The 22,889-nt window shown below is 70.5% G+C and carries 24 protein-coding genes and 1 pseudogene; 14 read left to right on the top strand and 11 right to left on the bottom strand.

Annotated features, from left to right (window positions below; translation table 11 throughout):
• Positions 1-39: 39 nt before the first annotated feature.
• Positions 40-672, bottom strand: a complete 633-nt coding sequence (cofC, locus tag OO71_RS39845; RefSeq protein WP_033295242.1) for a 2-phospho-L-lactate guanylyltransferase — start codon at positions 670-672, stop codon at positions 40-42.
• Between the two features lie 112 nt (positions 673-784).
• Between cofC and OO71_RS39850 the strand changes: the two genes are divergently transcribed.
• The 3 genes from OO71_RS39850 to OO71_RS39860 all read left to right on the top strand — a co-directional run bounded on the left by OO71_RS39850 (position 785) and on the right by OO71_RS39860 (position 3,799).
• The gene (locus tag OO71_RS39850) at positions 785-1,489 is read left to right on the top strand and encodes a lysophospholipid acyltransferase family protein (protein WP_425388742.1); all 705 of its coding nucleotides are present in this window, start codon (positions 785-787) and stop codon (positions 1,487-1,489) included.
• Complete coding sequence (locus tag OO71_RS39855) at positions 1,489-2,508, top strand: NAD(P)H-dependent glycerol-3-phosphate dehydrogenase (protein WP_033295243.1); 1,020 nt, start codon at positions 1,489-1,491, stop codon at positions 2,506-2,508. Before OO71_RS39850 ends, OO71_RS39855 begins: the two co-directional genes overlap by 1 nt.
• Before the next feature lie 811 nt (positions 2,509-3,319).
• Positions 3,320-3,799 carry a cysteine dioxygenase gene (locus OO71_RS39860; RefSeq protein ID WP_033295244.1) on the top strand — a complete coding sequence of 160 codons (480 nt, stop codon included), beginning with the start codon at positions 3,320-3,322 and terminating at the stop codon, positions 3,797-3,799.
• Here the strand turns inward: OO71_RS39860 and OO71_RS39865 are convergent, their stop codons facing one another.
• Genes OO71_RS39865 through OO71_RS39890 form a run of 6 tightly spaced genes read right to left on the bottom strand, consistent with a single transcriptional unit; the run spans position 3,800 to position 8,436 of the window.
• Positions 3,800-4,777 carry an asparaginase gene (locus OO71_RS39865; RefSeq protein WP_033295245.1) on the bottom strand — a complete coding sequence of 326 codons (978 nt, stop codon included), beginning with the start codon at positions 4,775-4,777 and terminating at the stop codon, positions 3,800-3,802.
• A gap of 10 nt (positions 4,778-4,787) precedes the next feature.
• The gene (locus OO71_RS39870; RefSeq protein WP_033295246.1) at positions 4,788-5,609 is read right to left on the bottom strand and encodes a class I SAM-dependent methyltransferase; all 822 of its coding nucleotides are present in this window, start codon (positions 5,607-5,609) and stop codon (positions 4,788-4,790) included.
• A complete protein-coding gene (locus tag OO71_RS39875; protein ID WP_033295247.1) occupies positions 5,606-5,977 on the bottom strand; it encodes a VOC family protein in 372 nt (123 codons plus the stop codon). The genes OO71_RS39870 and OO71_RS39875 overlap by 4 nt, the downstream gene beginning before the upstream one ends.
• Positions 5,974-6,723 carry an FAD:protein FMN transferase gene (locus OO71_RS39880; protein WP_051792859.1) on the bottom strand — a complete coding sequence of 250 codons (750 nt, stop codon included), beginning with the start codon at positions 6,721-6,723 and terminating at the stop codon, positions 5,974-5,976. The genes OO71_RS39875 and OO71_RS39880 overlap by 4 nt, the downstream gene beginning before the upstream one ends.
• A complete protein-coding gene (locus OO71_RS39885) occupies positions 6,720-7,100 on the bottom strand; it encodes an FMN-binding protein (RefSeq protein WP_033295248.1) in 381 nt (126 codons plus the stop codon). Before OO71_RS39885 ends, OO71_RS39880 begins: the two co-directional genes overlap by 4 nt.
• A 10-nt stretch (positions 7,101-7,110) precedes the next feature.
• Positions 7,111-8,436, bottom strand: coding sequence for a ferredoxin reductase family protein (locus OO71_RS39890; RefSeq protein WP_245633933.1), 1,326 nt, complete (start codon positions 8,434-8,436; stop codon positions 7,111-7,113).
• Between the two features lie 112 nt (positions 8,437-8,548).
• Between OO71_RS39890 and OO71_RS39895 the strand changes: the two genes are divergently transcribed.
• Both OO71_RS39895 and OO71_RS39900 read left to right on the top strand, forming a co-directional pair.
• Positions 8,549-9,250, top strand: coding sequence for a response regulator transcription factor (locus OO71_RS39895; protein ID WP_033295249.1), 702 nt, complete (start codon positions 8,549-8,551; stop codon positions 9,248-9,250).
• Positions 9,247-10,683: a sensor histidine kinase gene (locus tag OO71_RS39900; protein WP_033295250.1), complete on the top strand. Its 1,437-nt coding sequence runs from the start codon at positions 9,247-9,249 to the stop codon at positions 10,681-10,683. Before OO71_RS39895 ends, OO71_RS39900 begins: the two co-directional genes overlap by 4 nt.
• On the opposite strand, the gene OO71_RS39905 is transcribed toward OO71_RS39900, so the two are convergent.
• Positions 10,655-11,329, bottom strand: coding sequence for a pyridoxamine 5'-phosphate oxidase family protein (locus OO71_RS39905; RefSeq protein ID WP_033295251.1), 675 nt, complete (start codon positions 11,327-11,329; stop codon positions 10,655-10,657). The two genes, OO71_RS39900 and OO71_RS39905, sit on opposite strands and share 29 nt — an antisense overlap.
• 87 nt (positions 11,330-11,416) lie before the next feature.
• On the opposite strand from OO71_RS39905, the gene pdxR reads away from it, so the two are divergent.
• Positions 11,417-12,787 carry a MocR-like pyridoxine biosynthesis transcription factor PdxR gene (gene pdxR, locus OO71_RS39910; RefSeq protein WP_033295252.1) on the top strand — a complete coding sequence of 457 codons (1,371 nt, stop codon included), beginning with the start codon at positions 11,417-11,419 and terminating at the stop codon, positions 12,785-12,787.
• A gap of 168 nt (positions 12,788-12,955) precedes the next feature.
• Positions 12,956-14,053 (top strand): D-alanine--D-alanine ligase family protein, encoded by a 1,098-nt coding sequence (locus tag OO71_RS39915; protein ID WP_033295253.1) that lies wholly within the window; start codon positions 12,956-12,958, stop codon positions 14,051-14,053.
• 27 nt (positions 14,054-14,080) lie between these two features.
• Here OO71_RS39915 and OO71_RS39920 read toward each other — a convergent pair whose 3' ends face one another.
• Positions 14,081-14,614 carry a DUF3515 domain-containing protein gene (locus OO71_RS39920; protein ID WP_033295254.1) on the bottom strand — a complete coding sequence of 178 codons (534 nt, stop codon included), beginning with the start codon at positions 14,612-14,614 and terminating at the stop codon, positions 14,081-14,083.
• Positions 14,615-14,633: 19 nt separating this feature from the next.
• On the bottom strand, positions 14,634-14,867 hold the full coding sequence (locus OO71_RS39925) for an Lrp/AsnC ligand binding domain-containing protein (RefSeq protein WP_033295255.1): 234 nt from the start codon (positions 14,865-14,867) through the stop codon (positions 14,634-14,636).
• A 145-nt stretch (positions 14,868-15,012) separates the two neighbouring features.
• Between OO71_RS39925 and OO71_RS39930 the strand changes: the two genes are divergently transcribed.
• The 5 genes and pseudogenes from OO71_RS39930 to OO71_RS39950 all read left to right on the top strand — a co-directional run bounded on the left by OO71_RS39930 (position 15,013) and on the right by OO71_RS39950 (position 18,763).
• Positions 15,013-15,972 (top strand): thiamine-phosphate kinase, encoded by a 960-nt coding sequence (locus tag OO71_RS39930; RefSeq protein WP_033295256.1) that lies wholly within the window; start codon positions 15,013-15,015, stop codon positions 15,970-15,972.
• 25 nt (positions 15,973-15,997) lie between these two features.
• Positions 15,998-16,477, top strand: a complete 480-nt coding sequence (locus tag OO71_RS39935) for a GNAT family N-acetyltransferase (RefSeq protein WP_033295257.1) — start codon at positions 15,998-16,000, stop codon at positions 16,475-16,477.
• A gap of 11 nt (positions 16,478-16,488) precedes the next feature.
• Positions 16,489-17,020 (top strand): annotated as a pseudogene (locus OO71_RS46795) (gamma carbonic anhydrase family protein).
• 206 nt (positions 17,021-17,226) lie between these two features.
• Positions 17,227-17,904: a uracil-DNA glycosylase gene (locus OO71_RS39945; protein ID WP_033295258.1), complete on the top strand. Its 678-nt coding sequence runs from the start codon at positions 17,227-17,229 to the stop codon at positions 17,902-17,904.
• A gap of 67 nt (positions 17,905-17,971) precedes the next feature.
• Positions 17,972-18,763 carry an alpha/beta fold hydrolase gene (locus OO71_RS39950; protein ID WP_033295259.1) on the top strand — a complete coding sequence of 264 codons (792 nt, stop codon included), beginning with the start codon at positions 17,972-17,974 and terminating at the stop codon, positions 18,761-18,763.
• Positions 18,764-18,814: 51 nt separating this feature from the next.
• On the opposite strand, the gene rpmB is transcribed toward OO71_RS39950, so the two are convergent.
• Positions 18,815-19,006 (bottom strand): 50S ribosomal protein L28, encoded by a 192-nt coding sequence (rpmB, locus tag OO71_RS39955; RefSeq protein ID WP_003091970.1) that lies wholly within the window; start codon positions 19,004-19,006, stop codon positions 18,815-18,817.
• Positions 19,007-19,140: 134 nt separating this feature from the next.
• Between rpmB and OO71_RS39960 the strand changes: the two genes are divergently transcribed.
• A complete protein-coding gene (locus OO71_RS39960) occupies positions 19,141-20,730 on the top strand; it encodes a DAK2 domain-containing protein (protein ID WP_033295260.1) in 1,590 nt (529 codons plus the stop codon).
• 2 nt (positions 20,731-20,732) lie between these two features.
• Positions 20,733-22,886 (top strand): ATP-dependent DNA helicase RecG, encoded by a 2,154-nt coding sequence (recG, locus tag OO71_RS39965; protein ID WP_033295261.1) that lies wholly within the window; start codon positions 20,733-20,735, stop codon positions 22,884-22,886.
• Positions 22,887-22,889 lie beyond the last annotated feature (3 nt).

Genomic DNA, 22,889 nt, shown 5'->3' on the forward strand with positions numbered 1-22,889 from the left:
GCTGTTTGCGCAGACCACGATGAAGGTCGAGTGAACACGTCAGCGCTTTTGTGCTTGCCCTGCTGGGTACAACGCCGCAGTGCGCTTGCCGAGACCGAGCGATGCGGCGTGGCGGAGATCATCCTCGGTGTCCACGTCACTGCGAAGGGATGGCAGTTCACGTTTCAGCGGGACCGCGCCGGACGCTGTGTGCCGCGCCGCGGAGCCTTCGCCGAACTGCGGGTCAAGCGGTTCACCCGGTGCCGACAGCAGCAGCGTGGTGCCGGTGCCTTGCCGATCGACGACCACGGCGCGTCGGCCCGCTGCTTCCGTCAACGCCTGCTCGAGGTCGACCGCGCGCAGTGCGGGGAGGTCTGCCTGGAGCGCGCCGACCACGCCCGGTGGCGCGTCTGCGCGTAGCAACTGCTCGCCGTATCGGAGCGCCGCGTTGAGCCCGCCGTCGGACGGCTCGGGTACCAGTTCCACGCCGAGACCGGCCAAATCGGACAGTGCGGCCGGTTCGGCAGTGACGACGAGCACTCGCCGGACCCGGGCGACCGACGTCACCGCGGCCAAGGTGTCGCAGGCCAGCGCCAGTACCAGGTCGGCATGCCGGTGTGCGGCGACCGCGCCCCGCAGCCGCGACTTGCCCGCGCGCGGGTGCTTGAGGGGCACGACCAGGTCAACGTCCACCCGTCCATGATGACCGAAACCGCTGTTGCGGGTGATGTGCGCACCCTCCCTGGACTGCGTGAACCGGCGCGCGGCAGGATCAGGCCGAGCAGATGCGATCCGAGGAGGAGTCTTGGCACGGCGTGAGAAGGGCGGCTTCTGGGTGGGGCTGGCCGCCGCTGCGTTCTACCCGCTCACCGCGATCGGCAAGCGGGTGTACCTCGGCGCGGAGAAGATCCCGCGGCAGGGTCCCGCGGTGCTGGTGATGAACCACATCTCGCACCTCGACCCGGCGGTCGACGCGGTGTTCGTGCACCGGCAGAAGCGGGTGCCGCGGTTCTTCCTCAAGGACAGCCTGAAGGGGGTGCCGATCTTCGGCCGGATCGTCACCGGGTCCGGGCAGATCCCGGTGTCGCGCGGGTCGAGCGCGGCGGGCGACAGCCTGAAGGCCGCGCACCAGGCGCTGGACGAGGGCAAGATCATCGTGATCTACCCCGAGGGAACCATCACCAAGGACCCGGCGGGCTGGCCGAAGGACGCGTACACCGGCGCCGCGCGGCTGGCGATGCAGAACGATGTGCCGGTGATCCCGATCGCCAGGTGGGGCACCAACTACATCTTCAACGGGTACACGAAGAAGTTCACGCCGTTCCCGCGCAAGACGGTCACGCACCTGGTCGGCGACCCGATCGACCTGACGGCGTACCGCGGCGGCAACCCGCGCAGCGCGTCGACCTTGCGCGAGGTCACCGCGGTGATGATGGACGAGGTCACCCGGCTGCTGGCGGAGATCCGGCACGAGGAGCCGCCCGTCAAGAAGCAGGAGGACGGCGCCTGATGTCCGCTGCCGATGTTCAGCGGGTCACCGTGCTGGGCGCGGGCTCGTGGGGCACCGCGTTCGCGAAGGTGCTCGGCGACGCCGGCCGCGACGTCACGCTGTGGGCGCGCCGGGAAAGCGTGGCCGAGGAGATCCGGACGCGGCACACCAACGAGTCGTACCTCCCGGGCACCCAGCTGCCGGACCGCATCACGGCGACGGCCGACGCCGCGGCGGCGCTGGACGGCGCGCAGGCCGTGGTGCTCGGGGTACCGAGCCAGAGCCTGCGCGCGAACCTCACCGGCTGGCGGCCGCTGCTGCCCCGCGACGCGATCCTGGTTAGCCTCGCCAAGGGCGTGGAGCTGGGCACGCTCAAGCGGATGAGCGAGGTGATCGCCGAGCTCGCCGAGGTGGACCCGGGCGAGATCGTGGTGGTGTCCGGGCCGAACCTGGCACTGGAAATCGCCGCCGGACAGCCCGCGGCGGCGGTGCTCGCGTGCACCGACCACTTGCGCGCGATGGCGGTGCAGCGGGCGACGTCGAACCAGTACTTCCGGCCGTACACCAACACCGACGTGGTCGGCTGCGAGCTGGGCGGCGCGTGCAAGAACGTGATCGCGCTGAGCTGCGGAATGGCGGCCGGAATGGGCCTGGGCGCAAACACGATGGCGACGCTCATCACCCGCGGCCTCGCCGAAATGGCCCGGCTGGGCGCAAAACTAGGCGCCGACCCGCTGACCTTCGCCGGACTCGCCGGACTGGGCGACTTGGTGGCGACGTGCTCGTCGCCGCTGTCGCGCAACCGCACCTTCGGCGAGCGTCTCGGCCGCGGCGAAACGCTGGCCGAGGCCCAGGCGGCGGGCGGCGGCCAGGTCGCGGAGGGGGTGGCGTCGTGCTCGTCGATCCGCGCGCTGGCGCAGCGGCACGGAGTGGACATGCCGATCACGGACGCGATGCACCGCGTGTGCCACGAGGGCGTCGACCCGCGACAGGCGGGGGCGGAGCTGCTGGGCCGGTCGCAGAAGCACGAGTGGAGCTGAGTGCTGGGCCTGGCGGGGTGGGGTTGCCGGGCCGCTCGCGGGAGCTTGGGTGGCCGGTTTGGCGGGGTGGGGTCGCTTGGCCGCTCGCGGGAGCTTGGGTGGGGTTGAGCGGTCGGTTCGGCGGGGGCATGAGTGGAGTTCACCGGCCGGTCCAGCTGGGCGGGGATGCTTGGCCGCTCGCTGAAGCGTAAGCAGAGTCGCGCGCCGGTTGCGTGGCTGCGTGGCTGGTCGCGGTGCGGTTCGTTGTCCGTGAAGGGAACCTTCACGGAATCAGATTCCCTCATGGTTCCCTTCACGGACTTCACGGGACTTCTGGGGTGCACGCCGTGCCAGCGGAGTTGCGTGGCCGTCGCCGGGGGCGGAGCTGCTCGGCTGGTCGCAGAAGCACGTGTGCCGCCGAACACCGGCCCCGCCGGGGTCCGGCAGGGCATTCCGGCTGGCCCCGCCGAGGTACGCTGGGGTCCGGCAGGGCATTCCGGCTGGCCCCGCCGAGGTCCGCTGGGGTCCGGCAGGGCATTCCGGCTGGCCCCGCCGAGGTCCGCCGGGGTCCGGCAAGGGCATTCCGGCTGGCCCCGCCGAGGTCCGCCGGGGTCCGGCGGGGCATTCCGGCTGGCCGCGAGGGCGGTCCACGGGCTGGGAAGGCTTGACCGCAGCGCCGGGGGCTGGTTCGCTGTGCCGCATGCTGACGTGCGAGATGACTGTGCGGCCGGGGTCGTGTGACCTCCGCCCGGTCATGGGCATGTCGTGTTGCTGTTGTCGGTGAACCCAGCCCCGGCCCAGCTCACCCTCTTCCTCAAGGACCCGTTTCGTCATGTTCGCCGTCCCGGACAACACCCTGCTGCGTCCCGAGAACCCCGCCCTGCGCCATCCCGTGCGCGTCGCCATCGACGTGGCGGCCGATCGCGAGCGGTGGGGCAGCCTCCTTCGCTACGACCCCGACGAGCGGTTTTCCGCCCTCGTCGAGCGTACCGAGGGCCAGGAGGTCTGGCTGCTCAGCTGGCTCCCCGGCCAGTACACCGACCTGCACGACCACGCTTTCGCCACCGGGGCGTTCACCGTCGTGTCGGGGCGGCTCACCGAGACCGTCTCGCGGAAGGCTCCGGGCGGCCGTGCGGTGACCGAAGTGCACGCGCTGTCCGCTGGCCAGTCCCGGGTGTTCGGGCCGGGGTACGTGCACGAGGTCCGCAACGACGGCCCGGACCCGGCGGTCAGCGTGCACGTGTACCGCGAAGGCGGTCGCCAGATGCGCTCGTACGCGGCGAACCCCGTGGACGGCCCGTACCGCGTGTGATCAATGGTCCAGATCGCCGCGTAAGCGGAATTGCCGTTCGATTTCCTCGCGACCAGTATTCGCGGCCAGCAGCAATTGCAGCAATACCCGGGATTTCCGCGGACACAGCCAGCCCGCCATCGTCACGCCCATGCGGATGAGGCTCGATTCGGAACCGTGGAAACCGTAAGTGCCGCGCAAAGTCGGGCCCGCGCCGGTACGTGATGCGACGACAATCGGCACTTCAGCCGCCGCAATGACATCGGCGGTGGCGGCGGATACGTGTCCGGCGCCGTTGGCCGCCAGCACGACACCGCGGGCACCATTCTTCAGGACCATGGCGAGCAGTTCACCGGAATCGTCGAGACCGGATTCCAGCAGCGGGACCAGTTCGGCGGACAACGTCGGCGGCACCGTGGGCAACCGGGGCGACGACGGGTGGAAGTAATGCACCGTGCCCTCGGAGACCATGCCGAGCGGACCTGCCGGTCGAGACGAAAACGCTTCCACGTGGCTGGTATGCGTTTTGCGGACCCACCGCGCGGCGTGTACGTCGTCGTTGAATGCCACCAAAGCACCGCGACCGCGGCTGCGCGGGTCGGCGGCGATGGTGAGCGCGGCGAGGAGGTTGGCCTGCCCGTCGGGGCTGGGCAGGCTCGGGTTGCGCATGGCGCCGGTGATCACGACCGGCGTGTCGAAAGGCCAGGTGAGGTCGAAGAAATACGCCGTCTCCTCCAGCGTGTCCGTGCCCTGCGTCACGACGAGACCGTCAGCGTCGGCGTCGATGCCCCACTGCCGGGTACGCGCGAGGGTGGCGTAGTCCATGGACGCGCTGGACATCCCGGCGAGCGTCGCCGCGGTGACCTCCATCGGCAGCCGGGCGCCGAGTTCGCCGAGCAGGTCTTCAGCGCTCAACCGCGGCACCACGCCGTCCTCGGGCGAGCTTCCAGGGGTCATGGAAATGGTGCCGCCGAGTGCGGCGACGGCAATGCGAGTCATACCCCGCACTCTATTCGGGGCGCCGCGCCTGCAGGGTGTAGCTCGCGGCCAGCCGCCGCGGGTTCTCGCGCAGCCGCCATTCGCCATTGCCGCTCACAGCCATCTCGTGCGGGAGCGCGTTCCACGGCACACTGTCGTGCTCGGTCAGGCCGGTCAGCGCCAAACCCTGGTCCAGCAATGCCGTGACGATCTCGCCGAGCGAATGGTTCCAGCTGTGCGACGTGGTGGTACGCAGCGGTTCTTCGGTTTCGACGTACGTGGCCGCGTCGCTGAACACCAGCGGTTCGGCGTGCTCGAAGTAGTCGTATTTCGGCCACGCGCGCTCGGCTTCGTCGTCGAGACCCCACAACATCGGATGGCCTTCGCGCACGAACAACCGGCCGCCCGGCCGCAGCAGCCGCGCGACGACCTCCGCCCACTGCGCGATCCGCGGCAGCCAGCACAACGCGCCGACCCCGGTGTACACCAGGTCGAACACCTCCGGGCCGAAAACGTCGACCGCGTCGTAGACGTTCGCCTCGTGGTAGTCGATGTCCGCGCCGGTGCCGGCGGCGAGCTTGCGTGCCTCGGCGAGGGACGCCGGGGAAAGGTCCAGACCTGATACCCGGGCGCCGAGCCGGTGCAGCGACAGCGTGTCGGTGCCGATGTGGCACTGCAGATGGACCACGCGCAGCCCGGAAATGTCGCCGAGCCGCGGCCGGTCGAACTGCACGACCTGGCTCAGGTGCGCCGGATCGGCGTGGAACCGCTCGAATCCGTAATCCGCGGAGCGGGCGTGCACCGGCGCGAGGCTGTCCCAGTGCTCCCGGTTGACCGCGGACGAATCGGTCACGCCCGTTCCGCCGCGCTGCGCAGGACGCAGAACTCGTTGCCTTCCGGGTCCTGCAGCACCGCCCAGCCGCTGCCGTCCGCGCGCCGGTGGTCGGAATGCAGGGTGGCGCCGAGCGCAAGCAGCCGGTCCACCTCGTCCTCGCGCCGGACGTCCGGCTTGAGGCACAGGTGCAGCCGGTTCTTGCCCGCTTTCGGTTCCGGGACGGCGATGAAGAGCAGCGTGACGCCGGACTCCAGCTCGATGCCGACCTCCTCGTCACCAGGCTGGTCCTCGTCGCTCACCGGGCGCCCGGTGACCTCGGTCCAGAACTTCGCGAGCTGCCACGGGTCGGCACAGTCGACGGTGATGTTCTCCACGACGGACGTCATCGGGGCAGTCTGCCCGGAATGCCCGCTGCCGCGCGAGAGGTTTTCCGGTGGACCCGGCGCCGGTCGTCGACGATCAGCAGGTCGACGTCCGGTTGTCCGGCGGCCCAGGCGATCCCGTCGGCGCCGAGGGCGAAAATCGCGGTCGCCAGTGCGTCGGCGTGGACCAGATTGTCGGTGGCCACCGTTACACTCAGCAGATCATTAGCAGGCAAACCAGTGCGACCGTCGAGGATGTGCGCGCCGCGTTCGTAGGTGGCTGACGTGGCGACGGCGCCGTCGAGTGAGTCGAGCACCGCGCAAACCTCTTGCGGCTGCTCGGGATGCCGGATGCCCACGTGCCATGGCCGTCCGGGCTCCGGCTCGCCGGACGTCACCACGTCCCCACCCGCGTTGAGGCAGAACCGCTTCGCGCCCGCTGCGTGCAGCAGATCCGCCGCGCGTTGCACCGCCCAGCCTTTGACGATGCCGCACGGATCGAACCCGCGGCCCGGCAGCCGCGCGGTGAAAGCGCCGCCGGACAGGTCTTCGTAGTACGCGCAGAGCGAAAGGATTTCGTCGAGGTCGTCGCTCAGTTCGGACAAGGTCAGCTCGCCCCGGCCGTACCGGCTCACCTCACTGTCCACTTTGTACGGACTGAACCGGGCGTCGGCCTCGTGCAGCCACGCGAAGGCCGTGGTGAAGTCGGCTTCGTCGCGCAGGTCGAGCGAGATCGGCAGCCCCATCGCGTACTCCACGTGGCGGGTCACCGGGCGTCCAGGGCAGCTTGCAGTGAGTGGATGTACGCCTCGCTGGTCATGGTCGCGCCGGAGACGGTGTCGATCTGCGCACTTTGTGCCTGCAGTGCTTCCTGGTGCAGTTGAGGCAACGCGGCGACTCCGCGGCCGCTCGTCGGTTCCTGGACGAGCGTGACGTCGGAAATCCGGGTGCCGGTGAACGTCACGCGCACCTGGACCGTGCCGAAGTCGGTGTCCTCCGCGGTGCCGACACTCGAATTGCCGGAAACACCCGGCGCGGCGACGGACGCGACCGGCGCGACCGGTGCCGGGGCCCGGCTCGGTTCGAACTGCCACACCCCGATGAACCCGGCAATCGACAGCGCCACCACGAAAATCGTCTTCTTCACTGGTCTCTCCTCACGCTGCCAGGCTGAACCGCTCGGCGTGCACCCGTGGTCCAGGCACGCCCAGCTCTCGCACGCTTCGCAGGACCGCGGCCGTCATCCCGGGCGGCCCGCACACGAACACGTCGCGCTCGGCTATGTCGGGTACGAGTGCGTACAGGCTCTCTGGGCCGAGAACCGGCCCGTGCGCCCCGCGCAGATCCGAAGGACCGCTGAGCACGTAAACGATTGCGCCTCGCGCTTTCGCGATCTCCTGCAGTTCGGGGAGGAGCACGGCGTCGTCTGGCGTGCGTATGCGATAGAGGACGACAACGTGTCCCGCGATGTCTTCGAGAAGCGCGCGGATCGGCGCAATGCCGACGCCGCCTGCGATGAGGAGAGCATTGGGCAACTGTTGGTGAAGCGTCGTGAAGGCGCCGTACGGACCTTCGGCAAACACGCGGGTCCCGACAGGCAACGTACGCAGCTTCGCGCTCGACTCGCCGACGGCTTTCGCGGTAAGCCGAAGCGTCTGGCCGTCAGGCGCGGCGGACAGTGAGAACGGGTTCGCCTGCCACCAGCGGTCACGGGTGAGAAATCGCCACAGGAAGAACTGTCCGGCGCGCGCGGGTAACAGGTCGAGGTCGCGGCCGGAGATGTACACCGACACCGTGTCAGCTGACTCCGGGACCACTGCGACCACTCGAAACTGATGCCGCACGTTACGCCACAACGGCAGCACAACGCGTCCCGCGAGCACCGCAGCACCGGCGCCGAGCCACAGCGTCCACCAGTAGGTGCGCGCGAGCACAGAGCCCGCGAAGGACTGTCCGACGGCCACCTGATGCGTGAAGGCCAACAGCACCGCCGCGTACGCGTACAGGTGCACGAAATGCCAGGTCTCGTACGCCATCCGGCGGCGCGCGAACCGGGCCGAAGCAGCCCCAACCACCAGAATCAGCACGAACGCGACGATCGCGCGGAGGATTCCTTCGAGAGTGTTGGCCAGGACGATGATTTCGTCGGCCGGATTGTGGTTCTCCAGCCCGGCGTACCCGAACACCACGAACACGACGTGCGCGACCAGCAGCCACAGCAGGCCGAAACCGGTCCAGCGGTGCAGCGACGTGAGCCGGTCCATCCCCAGCCGACGGTCCAGCCACGGCAGCCGCGCGACGAGCAGCAGCTGGAACGCCATCGCCTGCGCGGCGTACAGCCCGGCGAGACGTCCGGCACTGATCAGCGGCCGGTCGGAAACGCCACCGGCGAAGAAGAACACCGTCACGAGCACGACGTTCGCCGCGAGGAACACCGACAGCCACGTCCTGGCCGCGGCCCGGGGAGGAACGTTCGAGGTCACGAAGGCCAGCGTCGTCGCGAAACCTGTGCTGGGTCTGGGCGGAACCTGTCGACTGGCTGTCGGCTCGGGGCTCGGCTCGCGCGCGCCCGCGGGAGTCACGGAGGATGGTGGGGTGGAGAACCCGAACCCGGTGCGGCTGCTCGTCGTGGACGACGAACCGCACATCGCCGACCTGGTCGCGACCGTCGCCCGCTACGAGGGCTGGCAGGCCGCGACCGCCGGGTCCGGCGCCGGAGCGCTCGCCCGCGCCGCGGAGTTCGCGCCCGACATCGTGGTCCTCGACCTCATGCTGCCCGATTTCGACGGGTTCACCGTGCTCGACAAACTCCGTGAGAAGTACGGCACGCTCCCGGTGGTCTTCCTCACCGCGAAGGACGCGACCGCCGACCGCATTGCCGGGCTCACCCGCGGAGGTGACGACTATCTCGTCAAGCCGTTCTCCGTAGAGGAGCTGATGGCACGCCTGCGCGCGGTGCTGCGGCGGACGTCCGGCGCGGACAAAGACGTCCAGCCGGTGCTGCAGGTCGGCGACCTCGTGCTCGACGAGGAAACCCACCAGGTCCGCCGCGGCGGACGGCTCGCCGAGCTCACGCCGACCGAGTACGAGCTGCTGCGGTACCTCATGCGGCGCTCGCCCGCGGTGCTCACGAAGGCGCAGATCCTCGACCACGTGTGGGAGTACGACTTCGGCGGCCGGTCCAATGTGGTCGAGCTCGCGATCTCGCGGCTGCGGCGCAAGCTCGACACGGAGGACGAACCGTTGATCCACACCGTGCGCGGCGTCGGGTACGTCGTGCGGCAGGCGGGCCGGTGAGCCGGGCCGGCCGCTGGGTCCGCCGCTGGTACGGGGCCTGGCGGGCGTCGCGGCTGGGTACCCGGCTGGCGTTCGGCCTCGGCGCGGTGTCGCTGGTGGTGTTCGCGATCGTCGGCGCGCTCACCGTCGAGCTGATGCACGACTACCTGAACCGGCGCCTCGACGAGCAGCTCAAGACCAGCCAGGTCACGCAGGTACCGCACCTGCGGGAGTCGAAGGACAACCCGGAGGTCGTGTACTCCTGGTACTCCGCGGTTTTCGAAGTGCGGCAAGGGGTTGCGGTGCCGCAGCCGGGTAGCACCCTGCCCGCCGACGTGCGGCCGCTGGCCAAGGTCGCCGAAGAAGCGACGCGCGGCGACGTCTTCCGCACGGTGTACCTGCACGACCAGGGTTCGTACCGCGTGCGGGCCTGCCCGGTGGACGCCGGGACCGTGCTGCTGAGCGCCGCGCCGCAGGCCGATCTCGACAGCACCGTGCAGCAGCTGGTGCTCATCGAGGTGGTCGCGTTCCTGGTCGCGCTGGCGATTCTCGTCATCGCCGGGCGGCTGGTGCTGCGGCGCGGGTTGCGGCCGTTGTCGGACATGGCCGGTACCGCGCACGACATCGCGTCGCACGACCTCACCGGAACGGCGAACCTGCCGGTGCGCGCGTCCGGTACCGGCGGCGGCGCGGAGGTCGAGGAGCTGCGGACGGCGTTCAACCTGATGCTGAGCCACATCGAGTCTTCGCTCGCCGCGCGCACCGCCGCGAACGATCGGTTACGCCGGTTTGTCGCCGACGCTTCGCATGAGCTGCGTACGCCGTTGACGTCGATCCGGGGCTACGCCGACCTTTTCCGTTACGCCGCCGCGAACGAGCCGGAGGAACGCGAAGCGCACCTGGAGAAAATCCGTGCGGAGACCGCGCGGATGAGTGTGCTCGTCGACGACCTGCTCCTGCTCGCCCGGCTCGACGCGAACGACGCGGAACCGCCGGTGCGTCCGCAGCGAATGGACCTCACGGAGATCGCCGTGGCCGCCGCGGACGCCTTCCGCGCGGGCCGCCCCGGCCACCCGCTGACGCTCGAAATCCCGGACGATCCGGTGATGCTGCACGCGGATCCGGTGCGCCTGCGGCAAGTCCTGGACAACCTGCTGGCGAACGCGGCCGTGCACACTCCCGCGGGAACCCGGGTCGACGTCACGGTGGCGGTGGCCGACGGAATGGCGGTGACCCGGGTGACCGATGGCGGTCCGGGGATTTCGCCGGAAGCCCAGGAGCGGATTTTCGACCGGTTCTACCGTGTCGACGATTCGCGTACGCGTGCTGGTGGCGGTACTGGCCTTGGGTTGGCGGTGGTGCATTCCTTGGTGCTGGAACACGGCGGCACGGTGGCGGTGGAAAGCGAGCCGGGCCGGACGACGTTCACCGTATGGTTGCCGCTGTCGGCGTGACCCGCGCCCGGACGTGCTCAGGTACCGCCCACCCCGAGGGCAGGTCAGCCGACGGTTCCGGCTCGCCGAAGACCGTCCGGACCGGCAGCACCCCAGCCCACGCGGCGTCGGCGGCGACGTCCGAGGGCTCGTCGTCCGGACCTTCGGCGCGAAGTTTCACCGACGCCTCCGCCAGGTCGAGTGCGATCACCGAAACCGCGGCGAACTCCTTGGCGTTCACCCCGCGCGCGTGTTCCCACGAACCGGGGGAGAGGTGGTCGGTGAGCACGTGCAGGCCGTGCATTTTCTCGTCGCGATCGGTCACTTCCCTCGGCCGGCCGAGGATCACCGCGCTGCGGTAGTTCACCGAATGGTTGTTCACCGAACGGCAGTACACGATCCCGTCGAGCAGCGTGACCGTGACACACACGTCGATTTCGCCTGCCGCGGTTCGCAAACTCGTCGCGCCCGTGGAACCATGCAGGTAGAGGGTGTCGCCATCGCGGCCGTACCCGGTGGGCAGCACGAGCGGCGCACCGTCGCGGAGCACGCCGAGGTGGCAGATCAGGGCCTCGTCGAGCACGGCGTACAGCGTCGCGCGCTCGGTGGCGGCGCGGTTGCGCTTGCGGCCGAGGGTGGTGCGTGCGGTGGGCGAGAGGCTGGTCATGCGCTCAGTGTGCCGCCGGAAAGTGGACCTGTTGAACGGCCACTTCTTCTACACTTGAGAAGTCCACTTTCCTGACGGAGGTCTCCTGTGTCCTACGCCGACACCGCGCTGCCGGTGCGCCTCGACCGCGAAACGGCCACGCCACTGGCCGTGCAGCTGGCCGATGCGCTGCGCGAGGCCGCCGCCGGGGGACACCTCCGCGGCGGCGACCGGCTGCCGTCCACCCGCGCACTGGCCGAGCGGCTGGGCGTGTCCCGCACGGTGACGTCCGCCGCGTACGAACAGCTGCACGCGGAGGGCTGGATCGCCGGGCGGCACGGGTCCGGCACCTATGTCACCACGCCGCCGACCCGCGCCGCGACCTCCGTTTCCGCCCCGGGCTCGCTCCTCGCCGAAGCCGAAACGGCGCCGATGCTCGACCTCACGCCGGGCGCGCCGTGGGCCGCTGGTCTGGACCGGGCAGCGTGGCGGCGAGCGTGGCGCGCGGCCGCCGACCCGGACCCGCTCACCCGCGCCCACCGCGCCGGGCTGCCCGAATACCGCGCCACCGTGTCGGAACATCTGCTGCGCCACCGCGGTCTGGCCGCGGGTTCGGTGCTGGCCACCGGCGGGACCACGGCGGCAGTGGTGGAACTGGCCGCCGCGGTCGTGCGGCGCGGGTCGGTGGTCGCGTTCGAGGAACCCGGGTACCAGCGCGCGGTGCAAGCGTTCCGGCAGGCGGGGATCACCGTGGTCGGCGTGCCGGTGGACGAGCAGGGCCTGCGCCCGGACGCCATCCCGGCCGGGGCGCGGGCGGTGTATTGCTCGCCCGCGCACCAGTACCCGATGGGCAGCCGGATGAGCGCGGCCCGGCGCGTGCAGCTCGTGGAACGGGCTCGCGCCGAGGGAATGCTGGTGATCGAGGACGACTACGACGGCGAGCTGCGTTTCGACGTCGCCCCGCTGCCGCTGCTGGCCGCGCTCGCCCCGGACGTCGTGGTACACCTCGGGACCACGAGCAAAATCCTCACGCCCACGCTCGGCGCAGGCTGGCTGGTCGCGCCCGCGGAGGTCGCCGATTCCGTGCTGGCGTACCGCGATCTCACCGGCACCCGCCCGTCCCCGGCAGGCCAGCGGGTCCTCGTGGAACTCGCCCGGACCGGCGACCTCGGCCGCCACCTGCGGAAGCTGCGCCGGGAAATGGCGGAACGCCGGTCGCTGCTGTCGGCCGCCCTGTCCGGGGCGGGAATCCCCCTCCTCGGTGACGACGCCGGTGCGCACCTGGTGGTCCCGGCCGATACTGCTGACGCGGAGACGCATTTCCTCACCGCCGCCGAGCGGCACGGCATTCGGCTGGACGGCCTTTCCCGCCATTTCGCCGGTACGCCGACTGCGTATGGCATCGCGCTGGGGTATGCGGGTTGCTCACGGGAAGCGCTGATTGCCGCGGTGCCGACGCTGGTGGAGCTGTTCCGTTGAGTACTGCCCCAATGTGGCATTCGCTGCATCTGACGCAACCAATGCCGCATTGGGTGCGTCGCATGCACCCAATGCCACATTGGGGCCGCTTCCGGTCGGCACCGCGAGGCGCCTGCCGACCCCCGGGCGCGCGGCCCGGCCGGTGGCCACCGGGTACCGTGACCGGCTATGAGTGCTGAGAAGATCCGGGTGGCGGTCGTGTTCGGCGGGCGCAGCAGCGAGCACACCATCTCGTGCCTGTCCGCGGGCAGTGTGATCGCGAACCTGGATCCGGAGCGCTTCGAGGTGCTCCCGGTCGGCATCACCCCCCAGGGTGGCTGGGTGCTCGGCACCGGCGATCCCGCGCAGCTCAGCATCCAGGGCCGCGAGCTGCCGTCGGTGGAATCCGGCCGTGCGCTCGTGCTCGCCGGCGACCCGACCACCCGCGAGCTGCGCACGATCGACCCCGGTCAGGCCACCGAGGTGCTCGGCGCCGTCGACGTCGTCTTCCCGGTCCTGCACGGCGCTTTCGGCGAGGACGGCACCATCCAGGGGCTGCTGGAACTCGCCGACATCCCGTACGTCGGCCCGGGCGTGTTCGCCAGCGCCGCGGCGATGGACAAGGAGTACGCGAAGAAGCTTCTTGCCGCGGAAGGGCTGCCGGTCGGCAGCTACGCCGCACTGCGCCGCGGACAGTCCACAGTGGACCAAGCAGACCGGGAACGCTTGGGGCTGCCGGTGTTCGTGAAGCCGTCCCGGGCCGGCTCGTCGGTGGGGATTTCCCGGGTCGCCGAGTGGTCCGAGCTGGACGACGCGATCGAGCTGGCCCGGCGCACCGATCCGAAGGTGCTCGTGGAGGCCGCGGTGCGCGGACGCGAGGTCGAATGCGGCGTGCTGGAGTTCCCGGACGGGCGCGTCGAGGCGTCGCTGCCCGCGGAGATCCGCGTGCTCGCCGAGGGCGAGGATGCCTGGTACGACTTCGAAACCAAGTACCTCGGCGAGGACGCCGAGCTGGACATCCCGGCCAAACTGGACGACGCGCTCACCGAACGCCTTCGCGCGATGGCCGTCGCGGCTTTCCGCGCCCTCGACTGCCAGGGCCTCGCCCGCGTCGACTTCTTCGTGACCGATACCGGCGACCTGGTGATCAACGAGGTCAACACGATGCCCGGCTTCACCACGAAGTCCGCCTACCCCAAGATGTGGGAGGTCACCGGCGTGGACTACGCGACGCTGCTGGCCACGCTCGTCGACACGGCGCTCGCCCGCGGCACCGGCCTGCGCTGACTGCCCTTGCCACGCAAGGAAACGGCGCTACTTGACCGGTTTCACCGGCAGCTGCGCCGCGACCGTGTCCGAGATCGCCTGCAGCGGACCGGTCCCCGCGCTGTCCGGCACGGTGAGCGCGGCGTAGACCGGGCGGTCGACGACGTACCAGGTGGCCGAGCCGTCCTGCGTGACCTGCAGCCACTGCACACCGTTCACGACCCGCAGCGGGGACGTCGGCGTGAGCTCCGGCGGCCGGTCGAGCCCGCAGCGCAGCACGATCGGGTCCGGCGTACCCCAGGCGATGGTCGCCTTCGGCGCCGGTTCGGCGAGCGTGCGCGGGGAGATTTCCTTGCCGTTGGACGTGAGCGTCGCCGGGACCGCGGAGATCAGCTTCGTGCAGTCGGCCGAGCCGGACTGCGGCGCGGGGACGGCAACGAGCGCGAGCGGTCCGTTCGCGTCCTCGCCGGACGAGCGGTTCGTCAGCGCGACGACGGCCACCACGGCCGCGAGCACGGCGACCAGCACGGACGCGGTGACGAGGACGACCTTCGGAGGCGCCCCGGTGTCGGTGTCTGCCACCGCACCAGTGGACCACGGGTCAGAGGTGGACCACCGGGCAGGTCAGCGTGCGCGTGATCCCGTCCACGTTCTGCACCCGCGCGACCACGAGCTGCCCCAGCTGGTCCACCGTCTCCGCGGTGGCGCGCACGATCACGTCGTACGGGCCGGTGACATCCTCGGAGCTGGTCACCCCGGGGACCCCGGCGATCTCCGCAGCCACCGCGGCGGCCTTGCCGACCTCGGTCTGGATGAGGATGTATGCGTGGACCACGGCGTGCCCTTTCGTCGATGGCTTACGAGTCGGGGTAGGAAACGGGTAGGCGGTGTAGGAAACGTAGCGCCGGCCCCGGGAAAAACCTAGGGGATCCGATTGTCGGGGGCCATCCGGCACAGGTGAGGGAAACGGGAGGTGACCGGTGTCACCGGACGAGCACTCGGTGGCCGGGACAGGCGAGTTCGGCCTCATCCGGCGGATCACGGAAGGACGGCGGCAGCCGCCGTCGACATTGCTGGGCCCCGGCGACGACGCGGCGGTGCTCGCCGCGCCGGACGGCCGCGTGGTCGCCACCACCGACGTCCTGGTCCACGGCGTGCATTTCCGGCTCGACTGGTCGAGCCCGGAGCAGGCCGGGCGCAAGGCCGTCGCGGTGAACCTCGCCGACATCGCGGCCATGGGCGCGAAACCGACGTCGGTGCTCGTCGGGCTGGCCTGTCCGGCCGACACCCCGGCTCAGGTCGTGACCGAGATCATGGACGGGATGTGGGCGGAGGCGGCCAAGGTCGGCATCGGCGTCTCCGGCGGTGACCTCGTGAGCGCGGACCAGCTCGTGATCAGCGTCACCGCATTGGGTGACCTCGAAGATCGCGAACCGGTCACGCGGGCGGGCGCGCGACCCGGTGACGTGCTGGCCGTGTGCGGACGGCTCGGCTGGGCCGCGGCCGGTCTCGCCGTGCTGCGCCGCGGGTTCCGGTCGCCGGTCGGGGTGGTGAACGCGCAGCGCTGCCCGGAACCGCCGTACGCCGCCGGTCCGCAGGCCGCGCTGGCCGGCGCCACGGCGATGATGGACGTGTCCGACGGGCTGCTCGCCGATCTCGCGCATCTTGCTGCGGCGTCCGAGGTGGGTCTCGACGTGGACACCGCGTCGGTCGAGGTTTCGTCGCGGCTGCAGGAGGTCGGCAGCGCACTGGGCGCGGACCCGCTGCGCTGGGTGCTGACCGGCGGCGAGGACCACGCGCTGGTCGCCACGTTCCCGCCGTTCGACGACCTGCCCGAGGGCTGGCACAAGATCGGCGCGGTCACCATGCCCGGCTCCGGCGTCACGGTCGACGGCAAGGAGTACGGCCACGAGGGTGGCTGGGAACACTGGCGGCAGTAGGCCGGTCCGCGATTAGGGTGATCGGGTGGACATCCGTGCCGTCGCCTTCGACCATCCCGACGCGGCCAAGCTGATGGCCGAGGTCCAGCTGGAGTATGTGCGCCGCTACGGCAGCGAGGACGTCACCCCGATGGATCCGGCGGAGTTCACGCCGCCGCAAGGGTTGTTCCTGGTCGGCTACCTCGCCGACGTCCCGGTGGCATCCGGCGCCTGGCGCGCCCACGACGGCCCGGCGCCGTCGTTCCGGCCGGGCGACGCGGAACTGAAGCGGATGTACGTCGCGGAATCCGCGCGGGGCCGGGGTTTCGCCCGCGCGATGCTCGCGGAACTGGAACGGACGGCGTGGCAGGCGGGCCGCCGTCGCCTCGTACTGGAAACCGGCACCGAACAACCGGAGGCAATCGGCCTCTACCGTTCGTCGGGCTACGCGGAGGTCCCCGGTTTCGGGGTCTACGCGGACACGCCCGAAAGCCGGTACTACGGCAAAAATCTCGCACGCGACTGACGGAGGCGGCTTTGGCCCTATACGCGCTGGGCGACCTGGTCCCGACCATCCACCCGGACGCCTACGTACACCCCGACGCAACCATCATCGGCGACGTCCGAATCCGGTGCCCGCGCGTCGGTGTGGCCCCAGACCGTCCTCCGCGGCGACCACGGGTACATCGAAATCGGCGAACGCTCGAACGTCCAGGACGGCTGCATCGTCCACTGCACCTCGCAACACCCGACGATCCTGGGCCCATCGTCCGCAGTAGGCCACGCCGTACACATCGAGGGCGCGAAAATCGGGTCGGGCTGCCTGATCGCATCCGGCGCAGTGGTACTGAACGGAACCGTGATCGAAGACGGCGGAATGGTCGGCGCAGGCGCGGTACTTTCGTACGAATCGCACGTCAGCACCGGCGAAATCGCGCTGGGGGTACCGGCAAAGACCCGCCCGAACAATTCCTTCACCCCGGAGCAGATCGCCTCGGTAGTGGACTCCTACGTCCGCCGCGGCGCACGTTTCCGCGAATCTCTCCGCCGCATCGACCCACCCATCTGACCCATCCCACCCAGCTGACCGCCACCCGCGCACCCACCCCGGCCCCGGCACCCAGACCGTAGTCACAATTCCGGCTTCGGGGTGCCCCATCGCAACATTCCGTGAAGGGAACTTCACGGAATCAGATTCCCTCATGGTTCCCTTCACGGAATCCCCAGCAGGCCCGCCCGGGTGACCTCCCCCACTCCACGCTAGGCTCGCGGCCCGTGACCGCACGACCGCTGGCCGACATCGTCGAAGCAGGCTGGGCGCAAGCCCTCGAACCCGTCGCCCCGCAGGTCTCGGCAATGGGAGAGTTCCTCCGCGCCGAGATCGCCGCAGGCCGCACCTACCTGCCCGCGGGCGAGCACGTGCTACGGGCCTTCAAACAGCCCTTCCAGGACGTCCGCGTGCTGATCGTCGGCCAGGACCCGTACCCGACCCCCGGCCACGCGGTCGGCCTGAGCTTCTCCGTCGCACCCGACGTGCGGCCGATCCCCAAGAGCCTGATCAACATCTACCAGGAGTACGCCGACGACCTCGGCCACCCCGCGCCCGCCACCGGCGACCTCACGCCGTGGGCGGGTCAGGGGGTGCTGCTGCTCAACCGGTCGCTCACCGTGCAGCCGCACAAACCCAACTCCCACCAGGGCAAAGGCTGGGAGCAGGTGACCGAGCAGGCGATCAAGGCGCTGGCCGCGCGAGGCGGTCCGCTGGTCGCCATCCTGTGGGGCCGCAACGCCCGCAACCTGCGGCCGATGCTCGGCGAGGTGCCGTGCATCGAGTCGGCGCATCCGAGCCCGCTGTCCGCGCGCAACGGTTTCTTCGGGTCGCGTCCGTTCAGTCGCGCCAACCAGCTGCTCACCGAGCAGGGCGCCCAGCCGGTGGAGTGGAAACTGCCCTGACCCGGCGCGTCCGGTCCGGCCGTCCGGCTCCGACCCCGGGGAAACACCGAAACCCCGGAGGAGAGCCATGACCGCCACCGTCCCGTCCGCCGACGGCACCCCCATCGCGTTCGACACCTACGGCTCCGGCTCGCCGGTCCTGCTGGTCGGCGGCGCAGTGAACGACCGCACGACCGTCGCCGCCCTCGCCACCGTGCTGGCCGACGCGGGATTCACCGCCGTCGCCTTTGACCGGCGAGGCCGCGGCGACAGCGGCGACGCACCCGTCTACTCGGTGGAACGCGAGATCGACGACGTTGCCGCGCTGATCGAGACCGTCGGCGGGCAGGCCGCGGTGTTCGGCCACTCGTCCGGCGCGATCCTGTCCCTGGAAGCGGCCGCGCGGGGCCTGCCGATCACGAAAGTCGCGGTGTACGAGCCACCGTTCATCCTCGATGGCGCACGTCCTCGCCCCGCACCGGACCTCGTGGACCGCGTGAACGCCCGCCTGTCCGCCGACGACCGTGACGGCGCTGTTGAGCTGTTCCTGACCGAGGGCACCGGCGCCCCGGCGGAGATCGTGGCGGCGATGAAGGCAGCGCCGGTGTGGGGCTGGTTCACCGGCCTGGCGCACACGCTGCCGTACGACCTCACCATCTGCGGCCCGGGCAACCCCTTCCCGGCCGACCACCTGTCCGCGATCACCGCCCCGGCCCTGTCCCTGTCCGGCGGCGCCGGGGAGGCGTGGATGAAGGCCGCTGCCCAAGCCGTGGCCACCGCCGTCGCCCATGGCCGGTGGGAGGAGGTCCCAGGTCAGGACCACGGTGTCCTCAACGCGCCGGAGTCCCTGCGGGAAGTCCTGACGACCTTCCTGAAGTGACGAAAAAGGGCGAGTGCCCTCGGCACTCGCCCTTCGATGAAGCTCGGAAGCTCAGCCCCTGACGACCTTGCCCGCCTTGATGCACGACGTGCAGACGTTCAGGCGCTTGCGCTGGGACACGCCGACCTTGGCGTGCACAGTCTGGATGTTCGGGTTCCACCGGCGGTTGGTACGCCGGTGGGAGTGCGAGACCGACTTGCCGAAGCCGGGTCCCTTGCCACAGACGTCGCACACGGCAGCCACGTCGAACTCCTCTGGATATGGGACAAAGAATGCGCGCCCGAACGTGCCGGGCAACTCGACCATAGTAACGACTGGTTTCGGGGGGCTCGCCGCGGGGTCGTTACCCTCGCGGGGACCGAGCGGGAGGTTACGGGGTGCGGGTGCTGGACGCGGCAGCGGTGTCGGCCTGGGCGGCGGCCGCCGTGCGCAGCCTTGGCGGGCTGCGCAGAGCGATCGACGGCATCAACGTGTACCCGGTCGCCGACTCCGATACCGGCTCGAACCTGCTGTACACGATGACCGGCGCGCACGAGGCCCTCGCCGCCACGGAACCGTCCGACGCCGCCGAGGCGCTGGCGATCCTGGCCCGCGGCGCGGTGGCGCACGCGAGGGGCAACTCGGGCGTGATCCTTTCCCAGGTCGTGCGCGGGATGGCCGACTGGGCGGCAGTCGGCGGAGACCTCGACGGCGCCGGTCTGGCCGCCGCGCTCGGGCACGCCGACCGGGTCGCCACCGGGGCGGTCAGCAGGCCGGTCGCCGGGACGATGCTCACCGTGCTGCACTCCGTCGCCGCTGCGGTGCGCGGCGAGACGCGGACGCTGCCGGAGGTCGCGCGCGAGGTCGTCGCCGTGGCCGCGGTAGCGCTGGACGAGACGCCCAAACAGCTGCCCGCCCTGGCGAAGGCCGGGGTCGTGGACGCCGGGGGCCGCGGGCTCGTCGCGTTCCTCGACGCGCTGGCCGGGGTCATCACCGGGGAGGCCGACGAACCCAGGCACGACCTGGAGGTGGCCGTCGCGCCGGTGCTGGAGCAGGCGCCGTACGCGTGGGAGGTCATGTACCTGCTGGACGGCGTCGACGAGGCGCGGCTCCCGGCGCTACGCAAGGAGCTGGGTGGCTTCGGCGACAGCGTCACGGTGGCCGGCGACGGTTCGGGCAGCCACGCGGTGCACGTCCACTGCGCGGACATCGGCGCGGCCATCGAAGCCGGGCTGCAGCTGGGCCGTCCCCGCAAGATCCGCGTCGAGCCGCTGATCACGCCGACCCCGATCGAACCCGGCGGCGGCCTCGACCGGTCCGTGGTCGCGGTGGTGCGCGGCGGCGGGCTGGCCGAGCTGCTGCGGGCCGAAGGGGTCGCCGTGCTGGCGGTCCCGGACGGGGAAACACCCAGCGTCGAGGACATGATCGGGCTGTTCAACGAGGCCGCCGGACAGCACTTGAGCGTGCTGCCGGGCGGTCCGGACCTGACCGCTGCCGCCGACGCCGCGGCCGGGCACGCGATGGCCGGTGACCGCGACGTCGTGGTGATCCCGTGCGCGTCGCCGGTGCAGGTGCTGGCCGCGCTCGCGGTGCACGATGGGGACCGCCGCGTCAACGACGACGTCGTCGCGATGGCCGAAGCCGCTGCCGCGACCAGGCGTGGCGAGCTGCGGATCGCCACCGAGGAGTCGCTAACCTGGGTGGGCCGGGCCCAGTCCGGTGACGTGATCGGCCTGGTCGACGACGAGGTGGTGCTGATCGAGCCCGCCCCGGCGACGGCGACGAACCTCGTCGCGGCCGCGGTCGGCGTGCTCAACCGGATGCTGGCGCTCGGTGGCGAGCTGGTCACCGTCCTGAACGGCGCGGATGCGCCCCCCGGCGTGGCCGCGGAGCTCGCCGGGCAACTGCGGCTGGAGCACCCCGAGGTGGAGTTGACGAGTTATGCCGGCGGTCAGGCCGACGCCGTGCTGCTGATGGGGGTCGAATAGACATGGCCGGGCTGCGCGACAAGCTTCCGCTCCTGCTGGGCGCGAAAACGGCGAAGGCACTCGCCGGTGCGCTCGACATCGAGACCGTCTCCGACCTGCTGCGCCATTACCCGCGCCGCTACGCCGAACGCGGCGAGCTCACCGACATCGCCGGGCTGGAGCTGGGCGAACACGCGACCGTGCTCGCGCGGATCGAGAAGATCAGCAAGCGGCGCATGAAATCCCGTAACGGCACCATCCTCGACATGGTGATCACCGACGGCAAACGGCGGCTTGCGTGCGCGTTCTTCAACCAGGCGTGGCGCGAGAAGGAGCTGGCGCCGGGCAAGACCGGGCTGTTCGCGGGCAAGGTCACCGCCTTCCGCGACACGCTGCAGCTGGCCAACCCGGAGTACGAGCTCCTCGACGCCGAACGCGAAGCCGAGGCTGTCGACAACTTCCTCGCCGAGATCATCCCGGTGTACCCGGCAGCGCAAGGCATGCCGACGTGGTCGATCGCGAAATGCGTGCGGCAGGTGCTCGACGTGCTGGAGGTCGGCGACGACCCGATGCCGGAAGACCTGCGCAAGCGGCACGGCCTGCCCGGTCTGGAGCGGGCGTTGCGCGGTATCCACCGGCCCGAGGACTGGGCGCACCTGGAGTCGTCGCGGCACCGGCTCAAGTGGGACGAAGCGATGGCCGTGCAGCTGATTTTCGCGCAGCGAAGGCATTCCGCGGTGTCGCGCCCGGCGAAACCGAGCCCGCACACCGACGGCGGCCTCCTCGACGCGTTCGACAAGCGCCTGCCGTTCGACCTCACCGCAGGTCAGCGCGCGATCGGCGACGAGATTTCCGCGGACCTGTCGTCCGAGCACCCGATGAACCGGCTGCTGCAGGGTGAGGTCGGTTCGGGCAAGACGGTGGTCGCGCTGCGGGCGATGCTGCAGGTCGTCGATTCCGGACGGCAGGCAGCCATGCTTGCGCCCACCGAGGTGCTGGCGGCACAGCATGCGCGTTCGCTGCGGGAGATGCTCGGCTCGCTGGGGATGGCAGGCGAGCTGGGCGCCGCCGACAACGCCACCCGGATCACGTTGCTCACCGGGTCGATGGGCGCGAAGGAGCGCAAGAAAGCGTTGCTGGACACGGTGAGTGGCGAGTCAGGCATTATTGTCGGTACGCATGCGCTGATCCAGGATACCGTACAGTTCGCCGATCTGGGGCTCGTGGTGGTCGATGAGCAGCACCGATTCGGCGTCGAGCAGCGGGATGCGTTGCGGTCGCGCGGTTCCGATTCGACGAGCCCGCACGTCCTGGTCATGACGGCCACGCCGATCCCGCGCACGGTCGCGATGACGGTGTACGGCGACCTGGAAACGTCGGCGCTGCGCGAAATGCCGGTCGGCCGCTCGCCGATCAAGACGACGGTCGTTCCGGTGGCGGAGAAACCGGCGTGGCTCGACCGGGTGTGGCAGCGAGTCCGCGAGGAAGTCGGGAAGGGGCACCAGGCTTACGTCGTGTGCCCGCGGATCGGCGACGAACCGCCGTCGGACAAGAGTGACAAGCGCCCACCGCTCGCGGTGCTGGACATCGCGCCGGATCTGGCCAACGGAGCCTTGCAGGGCTTGAAGATCGCCGCTCTGCACGGCCGGATGCCGACGGACGAGAAGGACGCCGTCATGCAGGCATTCGGCGCAGGCAAGGTGGAAGTGCTGGTCGCGACGACGGTGGTCGAGGTCGGCGTGAACGTCCCGAACGCGACGGCGATGGTCATCCTCGACGCCGACCGGTTCGGCGTGAGCCAGCTGCACCAGCTGCGTGGCCGCGTCGGCCGGGGGAGCGTGCCCGGATTGTGCTTGCTGGTAACGGAAACCCTGGACGGCACTTCGACTCGCGAACGACTGGCCGCCGTCGAGTCCACCACGGACGGTTTCGAGCTCTCCCGGCTGGACCTGGAACTACGCCGCGAGGGCGACATCCTGGGCGCGGCCCAGTCGGGCAAGCGGTCGGGCCTGAAGCTGCTGTCCCTCCTGCGCGACGAGGACGTAATCACCGAAGCGCGTACGCAAGCACAGGAAATCGTCGTGCGGGACCCGTCGCTCGGTTCTTATCCCGGCCTGGCGCAAATGGTGGCCGACGTCGTCGACCTGGAGCGGGCCGAGTACCTGGAGAAGAGTTGATCC

Source organism: Amycolatopsis jejuensis, from assembly GCF_000717335.1.
GTDB lineage: Bacteria > Actinomycetota > Actinomycetes > Mycobacteriales > Pseudonocardiaceae > Amycolatopsis > Amycolatopsis jejuensis.

Coding starts and splice junctions, on each gene's coding strand:
- OO71_RS39855 (WP_033295243.1), top strand. CDS start 1,489: ATGTCCGCTGCCGATGTTCAGCGGGTCACCGTGCTGGGCGCGGGCTCG.
- OO71_RS39860 (WP_033295244.1), top strand. CDS start 3,320: ATGTTCGCCGTCCCGGACAACACCCTGCTGCGTCCCGAGAACCCCGCC.
- OO71_RS39865 (WP_033295245.1), bottom strand. CDS start 4,777: ATGACTCGCATTGCCGTCGCCGCACTCGGCGGCACCATTTCCATGACC.
- OO71_RS39875 (WP_033295247.1), bottom strand. CDS start 5,977: ATGACGTCCGTCGTGGAGAACATCACCGTCGACTGTGCCGACCCGTGG.
- OO71_RS39905 (WP_033295251.1), bottom strand. CDS start 11,329: ATGACCAGCCTCTCGCCCACCGCACGCACCACCCTCGGCCGCAAGCGC.
- OO71_RS39915 (WP_033295253.1), top strand. CDS start 12,956: ATGAGTGCTGAGAAGATCCGGGTGGCGGTCGTGTTCGGCGGGCGCAGC.
- OO71_RS39950 (WP_033295259.1), top strand. CDS start 17,972: ATGACCGCCACCGTCCCGTCCGCCGACGGCACCCCCATCGCGTTCGAC.
- recG (WP_033295261.1), top strand. CDS start 20,733: ATGGCCGGGCTGCGCGACAAGCTTCCGCTCCTGCTGGGCGCGAAAACG.